We start from the raw sequence: 21216 nt of genomic DNA, 5'->3' as shown, positions 1-21216 counted from the left end.
TGTCAGGGCGGCAGCGCGTCGCCGCTGCCCGGATGCGGCGTCTTCTCCCATAAATAGGGATCGCGCCGCAGCTGGAACACCGCCCGCCAGGCGGCGATCGACTGCATGAACCAGTAGAGCGGCGTGCAAAGCGCGACGAACCAGATGCCGTGCCGCTCCTCGCGCGGAAGCGACGTGCGGCCGAGCAGGAAATAGGCGCCGTAGCCCAGCAGGATATTGCTGAAATCCAGCGCTATGATCGCAGGTACGAGCCATGACTGGGCACCGCCGGAGGCGATGGTGTAACCCAGCCAGACGATGGTCAGCAGGAACAGCGGGTGCACCAGCGCCGATACGACCATTCCCGCAAACAGTATCTGTGTCACAAGGAACGAAGCTGGCCCGAGCTCGCGCGCCAGCCTGAGCGGGCTGCGCATATGGACGAACCAGGTCTGGATCCACCCTTTCAGCCAGCGCGTGCGCTGGTTGCGCCAGTCTTTCCAGTTTTCCGGCGCCGCTTCATAGGTCGGATAATCGATTGTCTCGGTACGATAGCCGAAACGATGCATGCGCAGACCGAGATCGGCGTCTTCCGTCACGTTGTATGGATCCCAGCCGCCCATCTTTTCCAACGCATTGCGGCGAAAGTGGTTTGAGGTGCCGCCAAGCGGCAGCACCAGGCCGTAGGCCGACAGGAACGGCAATATCCCGCGGAAGAGCGCGGAATATTCGAACGCGAACATATGCGAAATCAGGCTGCGTCGGCCGTTGGAGATCACCAGCGGGGCCTGCACGCAGGCAAGCGAAGCATCCGAAGCTTCGAACCGCTGATGTGCTTCCAGCAGCTGCCAGGGGTGCGGCTTGTCCTCGGCATCGTAGAGCACGACGAGATCGCCCGTTGCCGTGTGCAGGGCATGTGCCAGAGCCTTCGGCTTGGTACGCGGAAGTCCTGGCGGGACGCGAACGATCTCCACCCACGGCCGCAATTCATGCGCTTCAAGAGCGGCAATTGTGGCCAGGTCATCGGCTTCGCAGACGAGTTTGATTTCGAGCTTGCTGCGCGGCCAGACCAGTGCGCCAAGTGCCTGCAGCAGTTCGGGAACGATCTGCTCCTCGCGGTAGAGCGCAACCAGAACCGAATAGCGCGGCAGGGCCGAGGGCTCGAAGCGCCGTAAGCCGGCTGCCCTTCGGCGGGCTTGCGCATGGCCGGCGGCCGCAAGGCGCAGCGCCGCGCACGCGAAAAAGAACACCGAAAAGAAGAGATGCGCGGCAAAGATCATCCAGCGCGGCGCAGCCAGCATGGCCGCGGCGAAGGCGGTCACCAGCCCGCCCGCGGCAAAACCCTGGAACCCTGTAAGGACCATGCGGGATGAGCAATAAGGCAGGGCGTCGAAAAGCTGGGCGACCGCACGTTCGCCGATCACACGCTGGCACCGCGCACTGATTGCGGTGCGCAGAACGGATTGCGGTGCAATACGCAGGCGCGCAAGCAGGGCAGGGTCGATATCCTTGCGCTCCAGTATGCGCTGAAACCCGACAAGGTTGGGCGCCACGACGATCAGCCCGGCCCCGTCTTCCGTTACGGAGCGCACAAGTCTCGGTCCGTCGGCGGACTGCAGCAGGGCGAGCCCGTCGCGGTTGCGCAAAACGAGCGTGTCAGCATCGAGCCGCGAAAGAAATGCGACGCCCAGAACCGCGGCCATTGCCCGGAAGAAAGCCTGTTCGCTGCAGCGGCCCGATACCAGCAATTCGGCCTGAACTGTCGTGCCGTTGGCACGCGCCCGGGCCTCGGCGGCGCTGGCGACCTCGTCGGGCAGGTTCAGATAACGGAGAACCGGCCGCCAGACCGCGATCTCGTTGGCGAGCTCCTGCCGGCGCGCTCCGGACAGGGAGCGCGCGCGATCGCGCGGTGCGGCGGTGCCGTCGGTCCCCCGCGGCGGCATCTGTTCCGCACCTGGCCGCAAATCGGCCAGATACGGAGCGGACGTTCCCTTCGAGGCCTCCGGCACGCGCCCTCAGGCTGCCATGCGGGCGATGCGTGCCAGCCGCCGGATGGTCGCATCGTCCTGCAGAGCATTGTGGAAGAGCTTGATCTCCCGGTCGATGCGGTCGCACAGCAGCCTTTCGTCTCCGCGCAGCAGCATCTTGGTCTGCGATAGTGCCCTGGCTGGCTTCTTGGCCAGAGTACGCGCGATCGACATCGTCTGCTGTTCGGCGTCGGTTTCGCCCGCCAGGTGAGAAACCAGGCGCATGCCGAACGCCTGTTCCGCGGTCAGTGTTTCGCCGAGGCAGAAGAACTTGAACGCGTCGGTGTAACCCAGCTTTTCGGGAGCGAGGATGCTGGTGGCCGCATCCGGCACAAGGCCGAAATCGACAAACGGAACCCGGAACGTGCTTTCGGGCGAAGCGATGACGAGGTCGCAGTGGAACAGAATCGTGCAGCCGACACCGACCGCATCGCCGTCGACGCAGCCCAGCAGCGGTTTGGGGAAGGTGGCGAGCACGCGAAACATCTCGGTTACCGCTGCGATAAGGTCCCGGTGCCGGGTCTTATCGAGAAATTCGGAGAAGTCACCACCGAGGCAGAAGCAGCCGGAAAGCCCGCGCAGGACGACGACCCGTGTTTCGTCGTCGTCGGCGGCATCCCGGAGCGTGGCCGCAAGGCTCCGGTAGGCTGGTCCGTCGAGGATCGGCCTGCCGTCCTGCGACGCGACCGTGATGGTGAGTGTGTGGTTCTGAAATTCGGATTCTGGTCGGAAGTCCATGTCGTGTTCCCTTCTTGACTGGTTCCGTGAAAATCGAGGCTGGGCTTACGAGGCCTTTCTGTAGCCAATGAAATCCGGCTCGCCCTGGGCGAGGACCGCGGCATCGAAATTGCGTTTCTCCCGCACTGTGCGAAGCGTGGTTTCATCGAAGGTGAGAAGGGTGGCGACCACCTGCTGGCGGCCATATGTGCGCTGGTAGCCCAGCGGCTGCGCGAGGAAACGAAGCTGCAGGGCGCGCAGAACCCACATGGGTTCGAACTCGATGATCACCTTGTCGACCCCACGCGTCATCCCCCATTCGATAAATCCGGCAATCAGCTCGCTGCCGACGCTGGAAACGCCCCAGCGTCCCTCGCGGTATGGCTTGGCAACCGCGTAGCGCGTGAGCTCGAAGACGTCGGGGCCGCAGGGTGGCGTGCCTTCGTAAAGGTCGGTGAGAACTTCAGTCAGCAGATGCGGTCGTGTGGTCGGCAGCATGCGCTGATAGCCGGCCAGTTCGCCGTTGCGGACGACCAGGTGATGGGTCGCTTCCTCATGATCGAACTGGTCGATTTCCAGCCCGTCGGGACGGCGCAGGTCGTCCCAGCCCATCTCGTCGACAAAGATGCTGTGCCTGAGGGAATGAACCGCCTGCCATAGGTCCGGCCGGTCCATCAGTTCACTGGTTGAAAATGCGTATAACATAACGGTCTCCCTTGTTGAGGAAGACCAGTGTACGACGGCCCAACAGTGTCGAAATTACGCGATCACGTAGTGAACAGGAAGCCGCTAAACCGCAGGTTGAGTGCTAGGCGATGTAGCCGTGCCGGATCGCTTCGGCAATCGCCTGAACCCTGTTCGACGCGCCAAGTTTGGCCTTGGCGTTGAGCAGGTGCTTTTCGGAGGTGTGCTCGGAAATGCCGAGGATTTGGGAGATCTCCCACTCGGATTTGCCGGCCGCGGCCCAGCGCATGCACTCTTTCTCGCGCGGCGTGAGCTCGGGGCGGTGGTCGATGGTCGGCGAGGCGGAGCTTAGCTGTATTGCGCGTCCGATCGCATATGTGGATGCCAGTGAGATCAGCCGCACGGCGTGCTCGTCGAGGTCGACCTGTTCGCCGCCCAGCGATATCATTACGATCTCGCCTTCGAGCGTGACGAGCGGCAGCGCATAGCCGTCATTGAGCTTGTAGGCGCCCGCATCGCAGAATACCTCTCTCGCGCTGCGATCTAGATCGATGCGTGCCGCCGCATCGCTCCAGGTCACCTGCGAGGGGTTCTTGCGCATGTATTGGACGAGCGGGTCGTGGTCGACATAGTTGCGCGTCACATAGCGCTCGAGCCAGTCCATCGGCCAGTCGCACAAAAGCACGTGGCCGCGCTGTTCCTCGCCCGGCGTGCCCTGGCCGGGAACCGTGCCCGCCAGAAGCGCCGTCAGGCCGAACTGCGAGGTAACGTCGACCAGCGCCCGGCACACATCCTCGGGGGTGTGTGCATTCTGTATTTTATCTATGTATTCCAGCGTCTTGTCGAAATGCGCCATGGCAATCCCGGCCCCACCATGCCCCCGCCCGCGTTAAGTAATCGTATTGACTATTCGGTACTAATTCAACCTTGGCTGTGTATGCTTTGCAAAAACAACCAAACGGTTGTAGGCAACCAAGTGTTCGGCGCAGTTGAAAATATGGAGTTCTGATGTTTCGCTGGTTGGCCGCATTCATGGTTACGGCGCTTTGTGCGACGGCCGTGCCCGCACATGCAGCCGGGCCGAACATCCCCCAATTCTGGGACGTCAAAGAGCGGCTCACCGAACCTGATCTGTCGCGATTCGCCCGCATCAGGTTCCTGACGACCGTCGACTTCCCGCCATTCAATTTTCTCGACAGCAACGGCCTGATTTCGGGCTTTCATGTGGACCTTGCACGCTCGGTATGCCGGGCACTCGATATTCTCGACCGCTGCCAGATTCAGGCCTTGCCCTGGGAAGAACTGGAAGGTGCAATCGAGCGCGGCGAAGGCGATGCGCTCATCGCCGGCCTGGCGCTGACACCGGAGCGCAGGCTGAAATACGCGTTCACACGGTCCTATTTGCGCTTTCCCGCCCGCTTCGTTGTAGCAAGCGGTTCGACCCTTGAGGAGCCGATCCACGGCAACATTGAAGGCAGGCGCGTTGGCGTGCTTGCCGGGTCGGAGCATGAAAGGATGCTGCGCGACTACTTTCCAGGGGCAAAACCGGTGCTCTACAGCCGCGAAGACTGGCTTTATGCCGGGATGCGAAGCGGCGAAACCGATGCGGCATTCGGGGACGGCCTGCGGCTGAGCTTCTGGCTGGCGGGAAGCGATTCCGCCAATTGCTGCCGCTTTGCCGGTGGTCCCTACATTGCACCGGAGTATTTCGGCGCAGGGCTTGCCATCGCCGTAAGGCAGGAAGACGCAATCCTGGCGGAGGCTTTCGACTATGCACTCCGGGAAATCAACATGAACGGTGAGTTCGAGGAGCTCTACCTGCGCTATTTCCCGGTCAGCTTTTTCTGAACGGCAGCAGCAGCGACCACAGGAGCCCGGCCGGGCGGCCGTCCCGCCAGTTTTTCAGACCGATTTCCATTTTCGCGTGGCCGGCGGAGGGCTGCGCATTATAGGTGCGGAAAATCCGGTCCCAGAACGGAAAGTTGAAGCCGTAGTTGGAATCGGTTTCGCGACGCAGCGTCGAATGATGGACGCGATGCATGTCCGGCGTCACCAGCAGCTTGCGCAGATGCCCGTCGATACGGCGGGGCAAATCGATGTTGGAGTGGTTGAACATCGCGGTGCCGTTGAGCACGATCTCGAACAGCAGCACCGAAACAGGCGGCGCGCCGAGAGCGATGATGACTGCCGCCTTCCAGAACATGGAAAGCACGATTTCGAGCGGATGAAACCGCAGCGCCGTGGTCACGTCGAACCCGGTATCGGCATGGTGCATGCGGTGGATGCGCCACAGAAGCGGGATTTTGTGGCTGGCGACGTGTTCCAGCCACACAGCGAAATCGAGGACGATGAAGGCCAGAATGCCGCCTATGACGGGGTTCAACCCGAGCGCGGGAAAGAGGCCATAACCATTCGCTTGTGCCCAAAGCGCGGTTCCGACCGCCGCGGCCGGGAAAATCAGCCGCAGCAGTAGCGAGGACAGGATCACCATGGACAGGTTGGTGAACCAGCGCCGCGATTTGAGCGCGCCCATCATCTCGGCGCGTTCCAGGCGCGGCGACCAGAGCTCGAACACCGCCATCGCCCCGAAAATCGCGGCGAATGCGACCAGGCGCAATATGACCTCTGAATTGCCTTCGACAGTCATGCGAAACCCGAACCGCGGCATGCGGTTTCCTGCGCATAAAGCTTGCCGCGGGCTGCCGAAAGGGGATGCCCGGTCAACTCACGGTGAACCGGGCTAAAGCCGCAGGAATCGGGCCTTCGCGGCGCGCTGAATGGCGGATACGGCGTCGCGCCCGATCTCGAGCTTGTCGCGGAGGATATGCAGCATGCGCAGTTCCTCCGGCTCCACATGCAAGTCCACGACCGCGACATCCACGGCAAGCAGATAGGCGGTTTCACGCAGGCGCTCCGGAATTGCGGCGGCAACGGCGTCGAGAATCTCCTGAAAGCCGTTTTCGCGCTGGAGCCATTCCTGGCACTCGCGCGCCACATCCAGCGTACGGCTTGCCTGGAAACCCTCGAACACGGGCAGGTTGGAGACCACGAACCCGATGCGCGAAAGTTCCGGATCGCCCATTTCGCGGTCGGACGCCGAGACCATCACCATGAGATAGATGAGCGCTTCCTGCGCAGTCGGCTGCTTCATCGATAACTCCGCTCTTGAGATTGCCGCGTCTTGTTACGGATCGAGGCCAGCCGGTGCAACGATTTTCGCCGTGTTTGTTGACGAAGTTTGGCCGGGCGAATAGGACCAAGCCGCATTTGCGGCGCCAAGCGCCACCGGTCCCTTTCAAAGCAGTACAGGCTGGCATGAACCCCGTCACACTCAGCCCCGAAATCATCGGCGCGGCAGCCGAGAGCAATGCCTGGCCCTTCGAGGAGGCGCGCAAGATCATCGCGCGTTATGAAGGCCGTGACTGGCCGGAGGCGGTGCTGTTCGAGACCGGCTACGGGCCCTCGGGCCTGCCGCATATCGGTACGTTTGGCGAAGTGGCGCGCACGACCATGGTGCGGCATGCGTTTCGTGTCCTGACCGAAGACAAGGTGCCGACGCGGCTGCTCTGCTTTTCCGACGACATGGACGGCATGCGCAAGATTCCGGACAACGTGCCGGACCGCGCCGCGCTGGAACCGTATCTGCACCAGCCGCTGACCACCGTGCCGAATCCCTTCGGCGGCAATTACGAGAGCTTCGGCCACCACAACAACGCGATGTTGCGGCGTTTCCTCGACACCTTCGGCTTCGACTACGAATTTGCCAGCGCAACGGAATACTACAAGTCTGGCCGCTTCGATGAGGTGCTGCTGCGCGCGGCGGCGCGTTATGACGATATCATGGCGGTGATGCTGCCGACGCTCGGGCCCGAACGGCAGGCGACCTACAGCCCCTTCCTGCCGATCTCGCCGACGACCGGCCGCGTGCTCTATGTGCCGATGAAGAATGTCGATGCGGCCGCCGGTACCGTCACATTCGACGACGAGGACGGAACCGAGACAACCTTGCCTGTGACCGGCGGCGCGGTGAAGCTGCAGTGGAAGCCGGATTTCGGCATGCGCTGGGCCGCACTCGGCGTCGATTTCGAGATGTTCGGCAAGGACCACCAGACCAACGCAGTGATCTATGACAGGATTTGCGAGATCCTTGGCGGACGGGCGCCGGAGCATTTCGTCTATGAGCTCTTCCTCGACGAAAACGGGCAGAAGATTTCGAAGTCGAAGGGCAACGGGCTCACCATCGACGAATGGCTGACCTACGCCCCCACCGAGAGCCTCGCGCTCTATATGTTCCAGCGGCCGCGGCAGGCGAAGAAGCTCTATTTCGACGTCATTCCGCGCGCGGTGGACGAATATTACACCTTCCTCTCCGCCTTTTCCCGGCAGGAATGGAAGGAGCGGCTCGGCAACCCGGTCTGGCATATTCACGACGGCGAACCGCCTGCGATTGCGCTGCCGGTGTCGTTCGCGCTGCTGCTTAACCTGGTGAGCGCGTCGAACGCGCATGACAACACCGTGCTGTGGGGTTTCATTTCGCGGCACGCGCCGGGCGTGACGGCCGAGTCGCATCCCGAGCTTGACCGGCTGGTGGGTTATGCGATCCGCTATTTCGACGATTTCGTGAAGCCGACGAAGACCTTCCGCGCGCCGGACGAAACGGAGGCGGCGGCTCTCGCGGCCCTTTCCGAAAAACTTGGCAGCCTGTCTGCCGGCGCGGATGGCGAGGCGGTCCAGAACGCCGTACTCGACGTCGCACGCGGGATCGAGCGTTATCAGGATCACAAGCGCCAGAGCCCCGGCGGCGGGCCCGGCGTTTCCGGCGCCTTCTTCCAGATGCTGTACCAGGTGCTGATCGGCCAGGAGCGCGGGCCGCGTTTCGGCTCCTTCGCCGCGCTTTATGGCATCGCCGAAACCCGGGCACTGATTGCGAAAGCGCTGGCCGGCGAACTCGCGGACTGACTTCGCAGAGGCGGGTTGCCTCAGCGTTCATCCATGAAGTTCGGGACTTCGGTGAGTATGGGAAGCGGCATCGGGCTTGGACCGAAGATGCCCTTTTCGGCGTCCCGCGCGGCCTCTTCATATTCCTTGTACGGGCCTTCCTGCACCGCCTTCGCCCAGCCATTGGCAACGATCCACTCGCCGAGATCGAGCTTGCCCAGCGTGCAGCCGGCGGTGATTTCGCTACCCTCGAAATCGGGCGGGATATCGCAACTGACGGCGCGCCCGCGCAACAGGCCGCGAAACGCCGTTCTCGCGCGCATGCCGCATGGCCATTCAATGCCCTCGGGATCGAGACACAACTCGTCGGGTTCGACAATGTCGAGGCCCGCGATTTCAACCATCAGCCCCTGTCCGAGAATACGGCCCGCCGCCTCCGCGAGCGGCCGGTAGATCCTGCTGTGGTCGGGCGTGGGCGGCGGCAGCGGCTTGGCGAAAGGGCTGAGCGGGGCGCGCGGCGCGATGCGCACGAGCGTCTCCGGTTCCACCTCGGGGATGGCCACAACGTCCGGCGCCACCGGGCGCGCATTCGCCGGCACTGCGGACTGCTGAACCATTGCAGGCGACGGCTCGGGCGCCTCGGTCTTCGCCTCGACCAGTTCTGGTTCCGCCGCCGGCTGCTGCTGCCAGGCGGTTCTGCCGGCAAGCAAGCCGGCCGCAAGCAGGATCAATCCGCCAGCCGCCAGGGCCATGGGCGCCTTTCGCATCTGTCGCCTTACTGGCTGGCCCAGACGATGCGGGCCACCCACTCGACCTGGGCCATGGGCAAGCTGCGGTCCGGATGGTCCGGGTTCATCGAGGTCAGTTCGATGATCTGGGCGCTTCGTTTGGTCATGATTTTGGCCATCACCTCGCCGCCCGATGTCTTCACCACAACACGGTCGCCGCGCCGCACCGTAGCACCGGGATGGACAATGAGAACGTCGCCGTCGCGGTAGAGCGGCAGCATGGAATCGCCCTGAACCTTCAGCGCGTAAGACCCGTCGGCCACCCCGGCCGGAAACTCCACCATGTCCCAGCCATGGCCGGCGGGGAAGCCGGCATCGTCGAAGTATCCGCCGGCGCCTGCCTGGGCGAAACCGAGCAGCGGAATGCCGGTATCCGATGCGCCGGGCACGCCTCCGCGCCGCGCCGTCCCGCCGAGCAGGGCCATGAAGTCATCGAGCGAAGCGCCGGTAGCCTGCATGATTTTGGCTAGCGATTCCGTCGACGGCCAGCGCGGGCGCCCGTCCGACGAGCGGCGCTTCGATTTGTTGAAAGCGGTGGAATCGAGACCGGCGCGCTTGGCGAGGCCGGACGCCGAAAGCGAGTTACGCTCGGCAAGCCGGTCGATGGCCTCCCAGACCTGGTCGTGCGAAAGCATGGATCCTCCGCCTGCAGTGAGCAGGAAAATATACCTTTTTTGTCTTGTAGGATGCGCGGGCGCGTCTGTCCAGTTCGCAGAGCGGCGCCGATACACTGCCGGCTATTCGAGGTCCGGCAGAGAGCCGAAAAAGCCGAGGATCGTCTTGAGCTTGCCGGTCGCTTCATCGAATTCGACGATATCGAGCCCGGCCGGCAGGGCGGTGCCGTCGGCATTGACCATGTGCCAGGCGAAACGCGCCTTGCCGTGGTGCATGTCGACGGTGCTGATGCGCAGCACTTTCGCCCCCGGACGCGATGGCAGGATGCGCCCGATATGATCGGATAGCTCCCCCGGATTGGCCGCATGAACGCGGGGGTCGGTGTATGTGCAGTCGGGCGACAGCACCTGTTCCAGGATCGTCATGCGCCGCCCGGAATCGGTTTCGCCCCAGGCGGCGGCGTAGAGATCAATTGTCTCCTCAGGCGTCATCTCATAGCGGACCGTATGGCCCGCGGCCGCTCGCCAGCGCATGGTCGAGCTCATCGAGACGGTCCTGCCCCCAGAAGGGCTCGCCGTTGAGCACGAAGGACGGTACGCCGGTGGCGTCGGCCGCGATTGCATCTTCGGTGTTTTTCTGGCGGATCGCCGCAACCTCGTCGGTCTTGGCGCGTGCGATGACTGCTTCTGCATCGAAACCGGATGCGGTCAAAAGCGGCTTCAACGTCGCTTCATCTGCAATGTCCTGTTCTTCGGCCCAGACAGCGGCGAAGACCCGGCCCATATAATCGAAAGGATCGCCGCCGTCGGCGGCAATGGCGCAGATGGTATGGTCGGCAAGCGCCGGATTGGTGGGAAAGTGCTTCGGCTTGAAGTTCATCTTCTTGCCGCGCATCTCGGCATAGCGCTGCAGCTCGATAAAGCGGTAGCGCTGGCGCACGGCGGGTCGCTCGCCAAGCGCCACTTGGCCCGAAACACCGAACATCTGGCCAAGGTTCACCGGGCGCGGCACGAGCGTTGCCCCATGCCTGGCAGCAACCGCGCGCGCGGCGTCATGGCCGAGATAGGTCCAGGGCGAGACGCTGGTCACGAAATAGTCGATGCTGGTTGCCATTGCGCAATGCTCCTTGGTCAATTCCGGCGCAGCATATGGCGTGGCTGCCGACTGGCAAGCGGTCAGCTCTTCACTTTCGCGAGTTTGCGCAGGCCCGCATGCGAATCCATGAAAATGCGCTCTTCCTCGCTTGGCGGACGCGGCTTGATCTCATGACCGAGTTCGCGAACCATCTCGTCGATGGGCACGAAACGGCGGGCCGAAAAGTCGTAGACGCCGGCCGTTGTCATCACCAGTGCGGCGGTCTCGCCGCTTTCAAGCTCGAAACGGTGGCGACCAATGACCTGCGTGTCTTCCCAGGTCTCGACGGTGGAGACCACATCGAACTTCCGCCACAGCCGTATCTCGCGCACATACACAGACTGCAGGCCGCCCATCATCGGCGCCCATCTGCGCTTGCGTGCAAGGCCGATCAGGCCGGCACGAATGAAGATGTCGATGCGGCCGATATCGGCCAGCATCATGTAGCGCGCATTGTTGAGATGCATGTTGGAATCGATGTCTGACGGCAGGCAGCGAAAGGTCAGGCGGCTTTCATCGCCCATGCGATAGGGCCCGCGCGATTTCGCGGTCAGACCCATGCGCAGCATGCGACCCCAGACGTACATGAAATGCTCCTATTTCCCTCCCCCTTGAGGGGAGGGTCGCGAACGGAGTGAGCGGGGTGGGGGGGAATGATGACCGGCCCCTCACCCGGTTTGCCTGGCCACTCGGCTTCGCCTCGTGGTGCAAACCGACCTCTCCCCGACGGGGAGAGGAAAGCTGGTGCGCTAAGCCGCCTTCTTTTCAGCGTCCTTGGGATAGGGATTGAAGCGGTCGTAGAAGGTCTCGCCCTTGGCTGCCATGTCGGCCAGCAGCTTCGGCGCCTTGAACTGGGCGCCATATTTCCTCTGGAGTTTCTTCGACAGCGCGAGGAAATTCTCCACGCCCATGCCGTCGATGTAGGACAGCGCGCCGCCGGTATAGGGCGCAAAGCCGAAGGCCAGGATCGAGCCGACATCCGCCTCGCGCGGGTCGGTGACGATGCCTTCCTGCATGACACGCGCGGCTTCCATCGCGATGGTGACGAGGAAACGCTGCTTCAGTTCCTCGACATCGATCTTGTCAGGATCCTGCTGCGGGTAGAGCGTCTTCAGCTCCGGCCACAGATGCTTCTTCGCCGGTTTGGCCGGATAATCGTAGAAGCCCTTACCGTTCTTGCGGCCATGGCGGCCATATTTGTCGACCATGGTGTTGATGAGCTCGAACTGGTCGGCCGGCACCGCCTTCTCGCCCAGATCGCGCATCGTCTGCTTCATGATCTTCTGCGCCAGGTCGATCGCCGTTTCATCGGTGAGCGAGAGCGGGCCGACCGGCATGCCGGCCATCTTGGCGGAGTTCTCGATCATTGCCGGCGGTACGCCTTCGATCAGCATCTGGAAGGCTTCGGCCATGTAGCGCAGCACACAGCGATTGACGTAGAAACCGCGGGTGTCGTTGACGACGATCGGCGTCTTGCGGATAGCGCGCACATAATCGATCGCGACGGCAAGAGCGGCATCGCCCGTCTTCTTGCCCATGATGATCTCGACCAGCATCATCTTGTCGACCGGCGAGAAGAAATGGATGCCGATGAAGTTTTTTGGCCGCTTCGAGTTTTTCGCCAGAGCGGAGATCGGGATGGTCGAGGTGTTGGATGCGAAGGTCGCCGATTTGGAGATCACCGCCTCGGTCTTCTCCGTCACGCCTTTCTTGATCTCGCTGTCCTCGAACACCGCTTCCACGATCAGGTCGCAGCCGTCGAGCTGATCGTAGTCGTCGGTCGGCGTGATCAGCGACAGCAGCTTTTCCTTGTCGGCCTCGGTCGAACGGCCCTTCTTGATGCGGCCATCCATCAGACCGGCGGAATGTGCCTTGCCCTTTTCGGCTGAGGGCATGTCGCGGTCGAGAAGCACGACCGGTATGCCGGCCTGCGCGGTGACATAGGCAATGCCGGCGCCCATGAAGCCGGCGCCTAGCACACCGATCTTCTTGAACTTGGTTTCCGGCACGCCCCCGGGCCGGCGCGCGCCCTTGTTCAGCTCCTGCAGGGAAACGAACAGCGAGCGCACCATCATGGCCGCCTCGGTCGACTGCAGGATTTCGGTGAAATAGCGCTGCTCGATCCGGAGCGCGGTATCGAAGGGCACAAGCAGGCCCTCATAGACACATTTCAGGATCGCGGTAGCAGCCGGGTAGTTGCCGTAGGTCTCGCGGCGCAGAATCGCGATCGCCGGTGGCCAGAGATTGGCACCGGCCGCGGAATAGACCGGCCCGCTCGGCAGCTTGAAGCCCTTTTCGTCCCAGGGCTGAACCGGCTTGAGGCCGGCCTTGATCATTGCCTTGGCGGCGTCGACCAGATTGGCCGGGTCCACGACCTCGTGGACCAGACCCATCTGCTTCGCCTTCTTGGCCGACAGGTTCTGGCCGGTGGTCAGCATCTGCAGCGCTTCCTGCGCATTGGCAAGCCGGGGCACGCGCTGCGTGCCGCCAGCACCCGGGAAGATGCCGACCTTCACTTCGGGAAGCGCCATTTTGACCTTGTCGCTATCGGCGACGACACGGCCATGGCAGGCGAGCGAAAGCTCGAACGCGCCGCCCATGCAGGTACCGTTGATCGCCGAGACCCACGGCTTGCCCGAGGTCTCGATCTTGCGCCACAGCCAGCTCATGCGGCCGGCGCCGTCAAAGAGCATCTTTATCGCCGCATCGTGGTCCTTCTTTTCCATCGCGTAGAAGGTGCCGAGCTGGCGCTGCAGCATGGTGAGGTCGGCGCCGCCGGAGAAGCTGTCCTTGCCGGAGGTAATGACCACGCCCTTGACCGCCTCGTCGGCGGCGAGCTTGTCGTTGATCTTCTCCAGCTCGTCCATCACCTCTTCGGTGAAGACGTTCATGGAGCGGCCCGGCGAATCCCATGTGACAAGGGCGATGCCGTCGGCGTCGGTTTCGACGGTGAAATTGTTGTAGCTCATCTGTGTTCTCCTCAGGCCGCGGCGCTCGCAGCAAATGCCGCGAGCAGGCTGTCAGTCGTTTCAATGATCGCGAACTCACCGTCGAGGTTCGACAGTGTCATCGCGTGAATGTCTTCCGCGCTATCGTGTGCGCCGCCATAACCGATGCGGTCGAACGTGTAGCAGGCGTCTTCGACCAGCCGGGCATCGAAGCCCAGATTTCCGGCCATGCGGGTCGTGGTCTCGACGCAGTGATTGGTCGTGGCGCCGACAAGAACCACGGTCTCGATTGCCGCATTGCGCAGGCGCTGTTCGAGATCGGTGCCGATGAAGCCGGAATTGACCGACTTAACCAGAACAGGCTCGTCGCCGATCTCGCGGGTTTCGTCCATGGAGGCAAAACCCGGCAATTCGGGCCGCAGAAGCGAGCCGGGATTGGTGGATGCATGCCGGATGTGGATCACCGGCATGCCGCGGCTGCGGAACGCCTCGAGCAACCGCACCATGTTGGATACCGCGGCAGGATTGTTGCGGCGCTCGCCATTGGCCTCGCGCTGCAAAAAGCCCTTCTGCACGTCGATCACTATGAGGGCGGTGGTGGCTGGGTTCAGCTTCATCATCGGGCTCCCTGGCGTTCGGCTTCCAGAGCCTGCATCTGCGCTGAAACCGCATGCGCGCCTGTGCGCTCTTCCGCTGCCAAGCCACTGACGACGCCGGCACGGTCGGCATCGGATTTGTGCTGATTGAGTTTCCAGCTGCCCTCGATGCGCTCGACGCGCATCCTGATGCCCACGATGGCGCGGGTCATCGCGTCGAGATATTTCTCTGGCGCGTCGGTGACCGCCCAAGGTTCGGCCCGCTTTTCTTCGTTCTGAGACGTCAGGCGGCCGACATGATCGAGCAGCTCGTGCTTTGCATCGAACGCCTCGATGCTGCCATGAGCATGAACGGCGATGTAGGTCCAGGTCGGCACCACGCGGCCATGCTCTTTCTTGCTCTCGTACCAACCGGGGTGGATGTAGGCCTGCGGGCCCTGGAAGATCGCGAGCGTCGGTGCGCCACCGAGCTTCCAGTGCGGGTTGCCCTTGGCGACATGCGCCTCGATAAAAAGGTCGTCGCCCACCTCGCGCAGCAGGACGGGTAGGTGCGACGCATGCAGCCCTTCCGGCCCACTCGACACGAGCGCGGCGAACTGGATGTCACGCATCGCAGCTGTCAGAACGTCGCGGCGCTCCTCACGGGCGCTGCTCGGCATATACATGGCGCGCCTCCGTCAGACCCGCTCGATGATTGTGGCGGTGCCCATGCCCGCACCGATGCAAAGCGTGACAAGCGCGGTGTTCAGATCGCGGCGCTCCAGCTCGTCGAGAACGGTGCCGAAGATCATCGCGCCGGTGGCGCCGAGCGGATGGCCCATGGCGATGGCGCCGCCATTCACGTTGATCTTGTCGTGATCGATGTCGAAGGCCTGCATGTAGCGCAACACCACCGAGGCGAAGGCCTCGTTGAGCTCGAACAGGTCGATGTCGTCGAGCGTCATCTTGGCCTTCTTCAGGAGCTTCTCGGTGACGTCGACGGGGCCAGTCAGCATGATTGCCGGCTCGGAGCCGATATTGGTGAAGGCGCGGATTTTGGCGCGCGGCGTCAGCCCCATCGCCTTGCCAGCCTTCTTGGAGCCGAGCAGTACGGCGGCCGCACCATCGACAATGCCGGACGAGTTGCCGGCGTGGTGCACATGGTTCACGCCTTCGATTTCGGGGTAACGCTGCACGGCGACGGCATTGAAGCCGCCCATCTCGCCGGGCATGACGAAGGACGGATTGAGGGAAGCCAGCGACTGCATGTCGGTGCCCGGCCGCATATGCTCGTCATGGTCGAGAATGGTCAGGCCGTTCTGATCCTTGATCGTGACGACCGAGTTCTTGAAACGGCCGTCCTTCCAGGCTTCGTCGGCGCGCTTCTGGCTCTCCACCGCATAGGCATCCACGTCGTCTCTGCTGAAGCCGTATTTGGTGGCGATCAGGTCGGCGGAGACGCCCTGCGGCATGAAATAAGACGGCAGGCCGACCGAGGGGTCCATGAACCAGGCACCGCCCGACATACCCATGCCGACGCGGCTCATCGATTCGACGCCGCCGGCAATCACGATGTCATCCGAGCCGCCGGCAATCTTGGCAGCGCCGAAATTGATGGCATCGAGACCCGAAGCGCAGAAACGCGAAATCTGCATGCCAGGTGCCTCGGTGGCGTAACGCGCCTCAAAGGCGGAGGCACGTGGGATGACGGCACCGGCCTCGCCGACAGGATCGACGCAGCCGAAGATGATGTCGTCAACCTTGGAGGTGTCGAGGCCGTTGCGGTCGCGCACGGCTTCCAGCACCTTGGCGCCAAGCCGCACCGCCGGCACTTCGTGCAGCGAGCCGTCCTTCTTGCCGCGTCCGCGCGGCGTGCGAACGGCGTCATATACAAATGCGTCTGCCATCTTGCATCTCCTTGCAATGGGGCGCGAACGGCGGCGCCCTCAGTTTTTTCCTCACATGCCCGAAGGCATCAAATCTTCCGGTGCGGCCCAGCCGGGCAGCGCGCGGATGCGCTCCAGCCATGCGGCGATCGCGGGGAATTCAGTCCAGTCGGCATCCACCTGCTCGGGCCAGAACAGATAGCCGCAGAGCGAAAAGTCGGCGATCGTGGCGCGGTCCGCAGCAACCCAGTCGCGGCCCGTCAGATGAGTATCGAGCACCTTCCAGGCGTCGCGTGCCCGGCCATAGATGAACTCCGCCGCAGGGTCGCCCTTCTTGCCGCGGAAATGGCGCATGAAACGCTCGGTCGCGGTGTAGCTGGTGAGCTTGTGGTTGTCGAACAGGATCCAGCGCAGGATCTCGAACTCCTCGGCCTCGGTTTTGTGGCCGAATTTGCCGAAATGGCGCGACAGATAGATCAGAATCGCGCCGGACTGGCTGAGTGTGAGATCGCCACCCTCGCGGTGATGGATCAGCACCGGCGCCTCGCCCATCACGTTGATGTCGCGATACTCAGCCGAGCGCGTGGCGCCTTTGAAAAACTCCACACCCAGCGGCCGCCAGTCGGCATCGCAGAGTTTGAGCATCAGCGCGACCTTGTAGGAGTTTCCGCTCTCGGAAAAGCAGTGGAGATCAAACTCGCTCATGCACGCTCCTATTCGGCCGCCTGCGCAGCCTTGGCGACGGGGGTGAGTTTCATGCTGGAAACGGAACGTGCCGCAAGTTCGCCGTCGGGGCCGTAAAGCTCAGCCTCCAGAAAGGCGACGGACCGGCCGGCCCGGACCACGCGCGCCTCAACCTCCACGCGGCCATGCTGGACCGCGCGCAGGAAATGCGTGTGAACGTCGATCGAAGCCTGCCGGTTCACCATGCCAAGGCTGATGAAGCAGTTGAAGCCCATCGCGTCGTCCATCATCGCGATCAGGAAGCCGCCCTGCACCACGCCGCCGAAATTGATCACGTCGCGCGGCGGGTCGAACGCGAGCCGCAGAGTCATCGCGTCGCGATCCCAGCCCAACACTTCCATGCCCAGCCATTTGGCGGTCGGCGGCGCATTGTCCATGCTGAAGCTGGCAAGCGGATCGGCGGACATCTTTAGAGGCTCCTCGCGATCAGCAGCTTCATGATCTCGTTGGTGCCGCCATAGATGCGCTGGACGCGGGCGTCGCGATACATGCGTGCGATCGGATATTCGTTCATGTAGCCATAACCGCCGAAGAGCTGCAGGCATTCGTCGACGATCTTGCACTGCAGGTCAGTCAACCAGTACTTCGCCATCGAAGCCGTGGCGGGGTCGAGCCCGCCAGCGAGATGGCGCGCGACGCAGTCATTGTAGAAGACACGGCCGATTGTCGCCTCGGTCTTGAGTTCGGCCAGCTTGAACTGGGTGTTCTGAAAGTCGAGGACGGCTTTGCCGAAGGCCTTGCGTTCCTTCACGTAGTCGATCGTGACGGTGAGCGCGCGCTCGATCATCCCGACCGCCTGGCCGGCAATCAGCAGGCGCTCCTGAGGGAGCTGCTGCATAAGCTGGACAAAACCCTGGCCTTCTTCGTTGCCGAGCAGGTTGGATGTCGGCACCTTCAGATCGTTGAAAAACAACTCCGACGTGTCATTGGCTTTCAGCCCGATCTTGTCGAGGTTGCGTCCGCGTTCGAAGCCATCCGCACCGTCGGTTTCGACAACGATCAGTGAGGTACCCTTGGCGCCCGCTGCCGGGTCGGTCTTGGTGACCACGATGATGAGATTTGCGAGCTGGCCGTTGGTTATGAAGGTCTTGGAACCGTTGATGCGGTACTGGTTGCCGTCTTTTTCGGCGCGTGTCTTGATGCCCTGAAGATCCGAACCCGCGCCTGGCTCTGTCATCGCGATGGCGCCGATCAGCTCGCCGGAGGCCATCCTGGGCAGCCACTTCTTCTTCTGCTCTTCCGAGCCGTAGTGGAGTATGTAAGGCGCGACGATGGCATTGTGCAGCGCAATGCCGAACCCGTCGACACCGACATGCCCCAATGCCATGGTGATCGCGCTTTCATGCGCGTAGGTGCCGCCCGAGCCGCCATACTCCTCAGGTATGGAAGCGCAAAGAAGCCCGTTGGCCCCTGCCTTTTCCCAGCTTTCGCGGTCGAACGATTCGGCCTTCTCGAATTCCTCGTAGCGCGGTGCGATCTCGGCTTCGAGGAACTTGGTCGCCATGTCATACAGCATGGCGACGTCCTCGGACGCCCAGTCCGGCTTGGGACGCTGCAGGATTTCAGCTGGTCTGACGGCCATTTTCTTCTCCCGTGGAACGCCGGCATTCTACCAACAAGTTCAACCTTGAACAGTAGTGACTCCGCCTGGACCATCACATTCGTGCGGGCGCGCCAGGATTGCCGGCGGCGTGCGCGGGGCGGTCAAAAGACCGCCCGCAACGTCGCGCCTAGAATGCCTCCGCTGGCATTGCCATCATGGAATCGGCTCCGGCTGAGATGCGGGCGAGCCGTGTCGCCGTTTCCGGCATCAGCCGTTCCATGAAGAAGGTAGCGGTGGTCAGCTTGTTGTCGAGGAAGGCAGACGAGCCGTTTGCGGCCAGCTTCTCCTGCGCGCTCTTGGCCATCTGCGCCCACATATAGCCGAGTGCCACCAGGCCGAAGAGATGCATGAAATCGGTCGAGGCGGCACCTGCATTGTCGGGTTTGGCCATCGCGTTCTGCATCAGCCACATCGTGGACGCCTGGAGGTCGTTGAGACCCTTCTTGAGCGCCTTGGTGTATGGCTTCATCGTCTCGTCTTCGCGGTGCGCTTCGCAGAAGTCGCCGACCTCCTTGAAGAATGCCTGAATGGCGCGGCCGCCATTGGCCGGCAGCTTGCGTCCCACGAGATCGAGCGCCTGAATGCCGTTCGCGCCCTCGTAGATCATGGCGATGCGGGCATCGCGCACGAACTGGCTCATGCCGTGTTCTTCAATGTAGCCATGGCCGCCGAAGAGCTGTTGCGCCATTACTGCGTGGTCGAAACCCTTGTCGGTCAGAACGCCCTTGATGATCGGGGTCATGAGGCTGAGCAGGTCGTCGGCCTCCTGCACCTCCCTGTCATCGCCGGAACGGTGCGCAACGTCGGACTTGATCGCGGTCCACAGCACGAGTGCGCGGCCGCCCTCGTTGAAGGCGCGCATGGTCATCAGCGAGCGGCGCACATCGGGATGAACGATGATGGGATCGGCCTTCTTGTCCGGCGCTTTCGGGCCGGTGAGCGCCCGGCCCTGAATGCGCTCGCGCGCATAGTCTGCGGCGTTCTGATAGGCGACCTCGGCAATCGAAAGCCCCTGAAGGCCGACGCCGAGGCGGGCTTCGTTCATCATCACGAACATTGCCTTGAGGCCGGCATTCTCGCCGCCGATCAGATAACCGGTGGCGTCATCGTAGTTGAGCACGCAGGTCGAATTGCCGTGAATGCCCATCTTCTCTTCGATCGATCCGCAGGAAACGCCATTGCGCTCGCCCGGCTCGCCGTTGTCATCGAGCAGGAATTTCGGAACGATGAACAGCGAGATGCCCTTCACGCCTTCCGGCGCACCCTCGATGCGGGCCAGCACCAGATGCACGATGTTGTCGGACATGTCGTGTTCGCCGGCGGAGATGAAGATCTTCTGGCCGGAGATCTTGTAGGAGCCGTCGGCCTGCGGCACCGCCTTGGAGCGCAGCATGCCAAGATCGGTGCCGCAATGCGGCTCGGTCAGGTTCATGGTGCCGGTCCAGGTGCCCTCGATCATCTTGGGCAGCCAGGTCTGCTTCTGCTCGTCGGAGCCATGTTCGACAATTGCCGCAACCGCGCCCTGTGTGAGACCCGGATACATCATCAGCGCCATGTTGGCAGAGATCATGTATTCGCTGACGGCGGAGTGAACTGAATAGGGGAGCCCCTGGCCGCCATATTCGGCCGGCGCTGCAAGACCCAGCCAGCCGCCCTGGCAATACTGCTCGTAAGCGTCCTTGAAGCCCTTCGGCGTGGTCACCGAACCATCGTCGTGGCGCACGCAGCCTTCCATGTCGCCGGCGCGATTGAGCGGCTGAAGCACGTTTTCGGCGAGTTTGGCGCCCTCGGCGAGGATGGCTTCCAGCACATCGGGCGTGGCGTCCGAAAAGCCGGGGAGATTGGAATAGCGCTCATAGCCCAGAACGTCCCGGAGCACGAAAAGCGTGTCCTCGACCGGTGCTTTGTAGGTCGGCATGGGTTCCTCCGAAAATACAAATCTGCGCCTCGCAGCGAGCGGGCGCAAGGTGAGATCGGCATTCGGAGCGCGGACTATCAAATTTTGACGTTTGCGTAAACGTCAAAATTTATGAATCCGCTTATGCCAGGCGCAATCGCGGCGGCGGCATTCGCCACCACCGTCGCGTCTGAAGGTGTAAAATGCGGCCGGTGGCCGGGGTTCAGGCTCGCGCGGCGAGCTGCCCCCGAACGTCATCGATCAGGCCATCCAGATCGGCAAGCGCCTGCGCAAGTTCCTCGCGCTGCTTTTCGAGCCGTCCGCGCTGACGCTCGGATTTGTCGAGCATCACTTTAAGCTGGCGAACGTTGGAGCCGTCCGGATCGTACAGGTCGAGCATCTGCTTGATGTCGCGCAGCGAGAAGCCGACGCGGCGACCTAGCAGCACGAAGTCGAGGCGTTTGCGGTCGGCAGACCGGTAGAGCCTGGTTGCGCCGTGGCGGATGGGCTGGATCAGCCCCTTGTCCTCGTAGAAACGCAGCGCACGCAGCGTAACGCCGAATTCGCGCGCCATTTCGCCGATTCTCGTGAGGTTTTCGGAAACGGAATCCGAACCACCGCCACCGGCCGGGTCGAGCCCGGCTGAGGTGAAGTTCATAATGTCCTCTCAAAATCCCCGGC

Annotated in this window: 22 protein-coding genes; 2 read left to right on the top strand and 20 right to left on the bottom strand. The window is 62.7% G+C overall.

Annotated elements, in window-relative coordinates; genetic code table 11:
* Positions 1–2 precede the first annotated feature (2 nt).
* The 4 genes from EP165_RS05605 to EP165_RS05590 form a co-directional block, all read right to left on the bottom strand.
* Positions 3–1922: a glycosyltransferase family 2 protein gene (locus tag EP165_RS05605; RefSeq protein ID WP_245440032.1), complete on the bottom strand. Its 1920-nt coding sequence runs from the start codon at positions 1920–1922 to the stop codon at positions 3–5.
* Positions 1923–1994: 72 nt separating this feature from the next.
* Positions 1995–2744, bottom strand: coding sequence for an enoyl-CoA hydratase-related protein (locus tag EP165_RS05600; protein WP_127520496.1), 750 nt, complete (start codon positions 2742–2744; stop codon positions 1995–1997).
* 45 nt (positions 2745–2789) lie between these two features.
* Entirely contained in the window at positions 2790–3428 is a 639-nt protein-coding gene (locus EP165_RS05595) for an acyl-homoserine-lactone synthase (protein ID WP_127520495.1), read from the bottom strand.
* A 103-nt stretch (positions 3429–3531) separates the two neighbouring features.
* Positions 3532–4263 carry a helix-turn-helix transcriptional regulator gene (locus EP165_RS05590; RefSeq protein WP_127520494.1) on the bottom strand — a complete coding sequence of 244 codons (732 nt, stop codon included), beginning with the start codon at positions 4261–4263 and terminating at the stop codon, positions 3532–3534.
* Positions 4264–4412: 149 nt separating this feature from the next.
* On the opposite strand from EP165_RS05590, the gene EP165_RS05585 reads away from it, so the two are divergent.
* Positions 4413–5255, top strand: coding sequence for an ABC transporter substrate-binding protein (locus EP165_RS05585; RefSeq protein ID WP_501981657.1), 843 nt, complete (start codon positions 4413–4415; stop codon positions 5253–5255).
* On the opposite strand, the gene EP165_RS05580 is transcribed toward EP165_RS05585, so the two are convergent.
* Both EP165_RS05580 and EP165_RS05575 read right to left on the bottom strand, forming a co-directional pair.
* Positions 5242–6054 (bottom strand): sterol desaturase family protein, encoded by an 813-nt coding sequence (locus EP165_RS05580; protein ID WP_127520820.1) that lies wholly within the window; start codon positions 6052–6054, stop codon positions 5242–5244. The two genes, EP165_RS05585 and EP165_RS05580, sit on opposite strands and share 14 nt — an antisense overlap.
* A 93-nt stretch (positions 6055–6147) precedes the next feature.
* The gene (locus tag EP165_RS05575; protein ID WP_127520493.1) at positions 6148–6558 is read right to left on the bottom strand and encodes a tellurite resistance TerB family protein; all 411 of its coding nucleotides are present in this window, start codon (positions 6556–6558) and stop codon (positions 6148–6150) included.
* A 164-nt stretch (positions 6559–6722) separates the two neighbouring features.
* Here EP165_RS05575 and EP165_RS05570 point away from each other — a divergent pair, with 164 nt between their 5' ends.
* Positions 6723–8366, top strand: coding sequence for a lysine--tRNA ligase (locus EP165_RS05570; RefSeq protein WP_127520492.1), 1644 nt, complete (start codon positions 6723–6725; stop codon positions 8364–8366).
* 20 nt (positions 8367–8386) lie between these two features.
* On the opposite strand, the gene EP165_RS05565 is transcribed toward EP165_RS05570, so the two are convergent.
* The 14 genes from EP165_RS05565 to EP165_RS05500 form a co-directional block, all read right to left on the bottom strand.
* A complete protein-coding gene (locus EP165_RS05565; RefSeq protein WP_127520491.1) occupies positions 8387–9097 on the bottom strand; it encodes a thermonuclease family protein in 711 nt (236 codons plus the stop codon).
* Between the two features lie 23 nt (positions 9098–9120).
* Positions 9121–9768, bottom strand: coding sequence for a LexA family transcriptional regulator (locus tag EP165_RS05560; protein WP_127520490.1), 648 nt, complete (start codon positions 9766–9768; stop codon positions 9121–9123).
* 102 nt (positions 9769–9870) lie between these two features.
* A complete protein-coding gene (locus tag EP165_RS05555) occupies positions 9871–10293 on the bottom strand; it encodes a nuclear transport factor 2 family protein (protein WP_127520489.1) in 423 nt (140 codons plus the stop codon).
* Positions 10241–10861, bottom strand: coding sequence for a 2-hydroxychromene-2-carboxylate isomerase (locus EP165_RS05550; RefSeq protein WP_127520488.1), 621 nt, complete (start codon positions 10859–10861; stop codon positions 10241–10243). Before EP165_RS05550 ends, EP165_RS05555 begins: the two co-directional genes overlap by 53 nt.
* A gap of 62 nt (positions 10862–10923) precedes the next feature.
* A complete protein-coding gene (locus EP165_RS05545) occupies positions 10924–11469 on the bottom strand; it encodes a thioesterase family protein (RefSeq protein ID WP_127520487.1) in 546 nt (181 codons plus the stop codon).
* A 162-nt stretch (positions 11470–11631) separates the two neighbouring features.
* A complete protein-coding gene (locus EP165_RS05540) occupies positions 11632–13851 on the bottom strand; it encodes a 3-hydroxyacyl-CoA dehydrogenase NAD-binding domain-containing protein (RefSeq protein WP_127520486.1) in 2220 nt (739 codons plus the stop codon).
* 11 nt (positions 13852–13862) lie between these two features.
* Positions 13863–14447 carry a cysteine hydrolase family protein gene (locus EP165_RS05535; RefSeq protein ID WP_127520485.1) on the bottom strand — a complete coding sequence of 195 codons (585 nt, stop codon included), beginning with the start codon at positions 14445–14447 and terminating at the stop codon, positions 13863–13865.
* Complete coding sequence (locus EP165_RS05530) at positions 14447–15091, bottom strand: FMN-binding negative transcriptional regulator (protein WP_127520484.1); 645 nt, start codon at positions 15089–15091, stop codon at positions 14447–14449. Before EP165_RS05530 ends, EP165_RS05535 begins: the two co-directional genes overlap by 1 nt.
* A 12-nt stretch (positions 15092–15103) precedes the next feature.
* On the bottom strand, positions 15104–16312 hold the full coding sequence (locus EP165_RS05525; RefSeq protein WP_127520483.1) for an acetyl-CoA C-acetyltransferase: 1209 nt from the start codon (positions 16310–16312) through the stop codon (positions 15104–15106).
* A gap of 51 nt (positions 16313–16363) precedes the next feature.
* Positions 16364–16996 (bottom strand): glutathione S-transferase family protein, encoded by a 633-nt coding sequence (locus tag EP165_RS05520; protein WP_127520482.1) that lies wholly within the window; start codon positions 16994–16996, stop codon positions 16364–16366.
* An 8-nt stretch (positions 16997–17004) separates the two neighbouring features.
* Complete coding sequence (locus EP165_RS05515; protein WP_127520481.1) at positions 17005–17442, bottom strand: PaaI family thioesterase; 438 nt, start codon at positions 17440–17442, stop codon at positions 17005–17007.
* 2 nt (positions 17443–17444) lie between these two features.
* Positions 17445–18617 (bottom strand): acyl-CoA dehydrogenase family protein, encoded by a 1173-nt coding sequence (locus EP165_RS05510; RefSeq protein WP_127520480.1) that lies wholly within the window; start codon positions 18615–18617, stop codon positions 17445–17447.
* A 148-nt stretch (positions 18618–18765) separates the two neighbouring features.
* Positions 18766–20556 (bottom strand): acyl-CoA dehydrogenase C-terminal domain-containing protein, encoded by a 1791-nt coding sequence (locus tag EP165_RS05505; protein ID WP_127520479.1) that lies wholly within the window; start codon positions 20554–20556, stop codon positions 18766–18768.
* Positions 20557–20758: 202 nt separating this feature from the next.
* On the bottom strand, positions 20759–21193 hold the full coding sequence (locus tag EP165_RS05500) for a MerR family transcriptional regulator (RefSeq protein WP_127520478.1): 435 nt from the start codon (positions 21191–21193) through the stop codon (positions 20759–20761).
* Positions 21194–21216 lie beyond the last annotated feature (23 nt).

It is taken from the genome of Mesorhizobium sp. Z1-4 (assembly GCF_004000235.1).
Classification (GTDB): Bacteria; Pseudomonadota; Alphaproteobacteria; order Rhizobiales; family Rhizobiaceae; genus RCIO01.
This window is presented reverse-complemented; position numbering and strand designations above follow the sequence as displayed.

Bases quoted from the DNA above. Each gene is read 5' to 3' on its own strand.
- EP165_RS05525 (WP_127520483.1), bottom strand. From the start codon at position 16,312: ATGGCAGACGCATTTGTATATGACGCCGTTCGCACGCCGCGCGGACGC.
- EP165_RS05580 (WP_127520820.1), bottom strand. From the start codon at position 6,054: ATGACTGTCGAAGGCAATTCAGAGGTCATATTGCGCCTGGTCGCATTC.
- EP165_RS05590 (WP_127520494.1), bottom strand. From the start codon at position 4,263: ATGGCGCATTTCGACAAGACGCTGGAATACATAGATAAAATACAGAAT.
- EP165_RS05575 (WP_127520493.1), bottom strand. From the start codon at position 6,558: ATGAAGCAGCCGACTGCGCAGGAAGCGCTCATCTATCTCATGGTGATG.
- EP165_RS05505 (WP_127520479.1), bottom strand. From the start codon at position 20,556: ATGCCGACCTACAAAGCACCGGTCGAGGACACGCTTTTCGTGCTCCGG.
- EP165_RS05570 (WP_127520492.1), top strand. From the start codon at position 6,723: ATGAACCCCGTCACACTCAGCCCCGAAATCATCGGCGCGGCAGCCGAG.
- EP165_RS05535 (WP_127520485.1), bottom strand. From the start codon at position 14,447: ATGAAGCTGAACCCAGCCACCACCGCCCTCATAGTGATCGACGTGCAG.
- EP165_RS05560 (WP_127520490.1), bottom strand. From the start codon at position 9,768: ATGCTTTCGCACGACCAGGTCTGGGAGGCCATCGACCGGCTTGCCGAG.
- EP165_RS05510 (WP_127520480.1), bottom strand. From the start codon at position 18,617: ATGGCCGTCAGACCAGCTGAAATCCTGCAGCGTCCCAAGCCGGACTGG.
- EP165_RS05595 (WP_127520495.1), bottom strand. From the start codon at position 3,428: ATGTTATACGCATTTTCAACCAGTGAACTGATGGACCGGCCGGACCTA.
- EP165_RS05555 (WP_127520489.1), bottom strand. From the start codon at position 10,293: ATGAGCTCGACCATGCGCTGGCGAGCGGCCGCGGGCCATACGGTCCGC.
- EP165_RS05565 (WP_127520491.1), bottom strand. From the start codon at position 9,097: ATGGCCCTGGCGGCTGGCGGATTGATCCTGCTTGCGGCCGGCTTGCTT.
- EP165_RS05500 (WP_127520478.1), bottom strand. From the start codon at position 21,193: ATGAACTTCACCTCAGCCGGGCTCGACCCGGCCGGTGGCGGTGGTTCG.
- EP165_RS05530 (WP_127520484.1), bottom strand. From the start codon at position 15,091: ATGTATATGCCGAGCAGCGCCCGTGAGGAGCGCCGCGACGTTCTGACA.
- EP165_RS05550 (WP_127520488.1), bottom strand. From the start codon at position 10,861: ATGGCAACCAGCATCGACTATTTCGTGACCAGCGTCTCGCCCTGGACC.
- EP165_RS05515 (WP_127520481.1), bottom strand. From the start codon at position 17,442: ATGTCCGCCGATCCGCTTGCCAGCTTCAGCATGGACAATGCGCCGCCG.
- EP165_RS05605 (WP_245440032.1), bottom strand. From the start codon at position 1,922: ATGCCGCCGCGGGGGACCGACGGCACCGCCGCACCGCGCGATCGCGCG.
- EP165_RS05540 (WP_127520486.1), bottom strand. From the start codon at position 13,851: ATGAGCTACAACAATTTCACCGTCGAAACCGACGCCGACGGCATCGCC.
- EP165_RS05545 (WP_127520487.1), bottom strand. From the start codon at position 11,469: ATGTACGTCTGGGGTCGCATGCTGCGCATGGGTCTGACCGCGAAATCG.
- EP165_RS05600 (WP_127520496.1), bottom strand. From the start codon at position 2,744: ATGGACTTCCGACCAGAATCCGAATTTCAGAACCACACACTCACCATC.
- EP165_RS05520 (WP_127520482.1), bottom strand. From the start codon at position 16,996: ATGAGCGAGTTTGATCTCCACTGCTTTTCCGAGAGCGGAAACTCCTAC.